Annotated in this window: 1 protein-coding gene; it reads left to right on the top strand. The window is 70.2% G+C overall.

The features are described 5' to 3' along the window. Nucleotides 1-167: 167 nt before the first annotated feature. The coding region (locus ADK41_RS38235) for an EndoU domain-containing protein (protein ID WP_159044642.1) at nucleotides 168-2850 on the top strand (2683 nt) is incomplete at its 3' end.

The raw sequence follows: 2850 nt of genomic DNA, 5'->3' as shown, positions 1-2850 counted from the left end.
CCGAGGAGTATTCGGGGTCGGCGGTGCGTCTGGGTGCCCGGGATGTTGCTTCGGTGGCGGACGGGGTGGATGACGGTGTCGAGGCGTCCCGAACGTCCCGGACAGAGTTTACGGAGAGTGGCCTCGTTGCGGGGGGCGGCAAGCGGCTCGGTGGTTCGGAGTTTTCGGTGGACGAGGACGACACCGATCGAAGCGCGCAGCATTGGCGGAAGCGGCGGCGTATCGAGTGGCTCGACGGGCTCGGCGCGGCGGATGCCGTCGATGACGTGCTGGGCGGGTTGGACGGGATCGACCTGAGCAGCGCCTGGGGCATGGTCCCCGGCGCAGAACCCGAGGTGCCCTTCCCCGGCGCGGTGGAGACCGGCCGGGCCCGGATCGAGCCGGTTCCGCTCGATCGAGAGGACGCCCCTCAGTGGGTCGGGGAGCCCGACGGGGGCTGCCTGTCGATCAGGCACTTCGAGGCACGCCGGTACCTGCTGCCGTCGGGCGAGTTCAGCTCCGTCGCGGTGGTTCGCCTGTTCCTCGACCAGAAACCGGGTCAGCAGATCCCCGGAGAGGCGCTCACCGAGCTGGGGCAGCGCGCCCAGCAGGGTGTCGACGAGCGGTGGAACACCGGCCACCGGCTGCCCAACGGCGATCTCTTCCGGGTCGAGCTGGAGTTCGTGACCGAGAGGGATTCCGTACACCACGTCGTGACCGTGCACTCCGGCAATCCGCGTGCCGACCACATGAACTGGGGAACCGACACGCAACCGGAGGTGCTGGCGCACGAGGTGGGGCACCTGCTGGGCCTGGAGGACGAGTACCGGGAGGGCGACCGCAACCGCCAGCGTGCCGTGTACGAGGACGAGGGCCTGATGGGCCCCTTCGCGCGGGACGGCCGGGGCCGTCCCGCGGTGGACAACGACCATGCCGCCGTAGTGGACCTGGGCCGGATGCGGATCGCTCCGCGGTACCTGCGCCAGTTGGGGGCGTGGATCGAGGGCGCCCTGAAGACGGCCAGGCTCCAGACCGCGCACGGGGTGGCCTTCTCCACCGAGGACACCCTGTACCCGCGCGCGGACGGGCTGCCCACGCGCGCCCACTTCGCCCTGGACGTGCGCAGGTCGGTGCTGTACGGCGAGGCCCGCACCGGTGGGGGCGGGCGCATCACTCCTGCACCGGCCTCGGACCATCCCCGGCCTGTGGCGCTGGAGGGCACGGACAGGCCCAACGGTACCTACCGCGCCACCTATCCGGACCTGCACCGGCGACCAGTACGGGAGAATCTCACCGATCTGATCGCAGGCGATCTCCTGCTTCCGGCTCACCCGGACCCGGGGCCGGACCCGGGGCTGATGATGTTCCCCGCGCACTGGACCGAGGAGGACGCGGTCTACGCCGCCGAGCAGGCCTACCTGCACGCCCTGCGGAACGGCACCGTCCAGCCGGTGCCCGGGTGGTACGGTGCCCACACGTGGCGAGGCGAGTACGCCGGCGTGTGGATCGAAGGAGAGGTCCGGCAGGGGGTCTTCACCGGCTTCCGCCCGAGCGACGACCAGGCCGACACCCTCCCCCCGCCTCATGCCGCACCGCCTGCACCTGCCGCCGACAACCACGGCGGTCCGGTCTTCGGCCGTCGTGTGGAGGACCTGGTCCGGTACGGCGACCGCCGCACCCGCACCGGCGCCCACCACGAACCCGGACTGACGCCGGCGGACCAGATGAGGTTCCACGGTCTGCAGATCAACCACGGCCAGGAGCACCACAACAAGACGTACGACGCCCAGGTCTTCTTCCTCCACCCCGGGCTCCGCGTGGGTGAGAGCCGCCCGTTCCTGCCCCGGGCATGGGAGCAGCACGTGGACGGGGACAAGCATGTGATGTTCCCTCGCGAGTGGAAACCGGACACGCTGCTGGACAACGTGGAGAAGGCGCACGGGTCCGCGCTCGACGCGGGCACCGTCAGACAGGTCGACGACCGTGGCACGTACCACTGGGTCGGTACGGCCGCGGGCGTCCGCATCGAGGGCCTGGTCCGCGACGGACGGCATCTCGTCTTCCGGCCCACGTACGTTCAAGCGCACGTCAGCTGGCCCGAGTTCAGGCCGGTCGGCGAGGTGCTGGTTCCCTCGGTGACGGCCGCGAGCGACGACGGCCGGGTGCTCCCCTTCGACATCCGGCACCTGCTGTTCGCCAACGGTCAGCGCGCTGTCGAGCTGACCGTCCGGATACATCTCGCCCCCGCGCCCGGCACCGATCTCGCATGGATGGACGAGACCTTCGACAAGGTTCGGCAAGCGATGCGCGGTGCCATCATGCGGGCCGCGAACGTGTCGCCGATGAACGGTGCTCTGGTCGGGCTGACGCTGCTGCGCACCGATGACGTGGAGCAGGCCCATCACACACTGTTGGTGGTCGGGCGCGACGAGCGCCTCATGATCGGTGGAATCGTCGGCTTTCTGCCAAACCGCGCCGAACTGCGCACTTTCGTCGAGCAACTGGTGTACGGCTGGGCGCCGCCCGCCGACGCCTGGCGACTGCCCGCCGACGCCGACCAGGACGACGGATCTTGGGCACTGAGCCATGCCGTCGAGCGACTCGCGTTCGCCGACCCCTTCGGCCGGCCCACCACACTGCGTGAACCCGACCCTTCGGCGAGGGGTGACTGGCCCTCGAACGTCCCGTCCGACGCCCCGTCGGCCCCGCCGGCGGACTTCGACGACCTGGACGAAACGGAAATCTACATCCTGTCCCCGGACGGTTTCGCTCTGGCCGAGGAGTATTCGGGGTCGGCGGTGCGTCTGGGTGCCCGGGATGTTGCTTCGGTGGCGGACGGGGTGGATGACGGTGTCGAGGCGTCCCGAACGT

It is taken from the genome of Streptomyces caelestis (assembly GCF_001279005.1).
GTDB lineage: Bacteria > Actinomycetota > Actinomycetes > Streptomycetales > Streptomycetaceae > Streptomyces > Streptomyces heliomycini.
The sequence above is the reverse complement of the archived record's forward strand: the minus strand, read 5'-3'. Positions and strand labels throughout refer to the sequence as shown.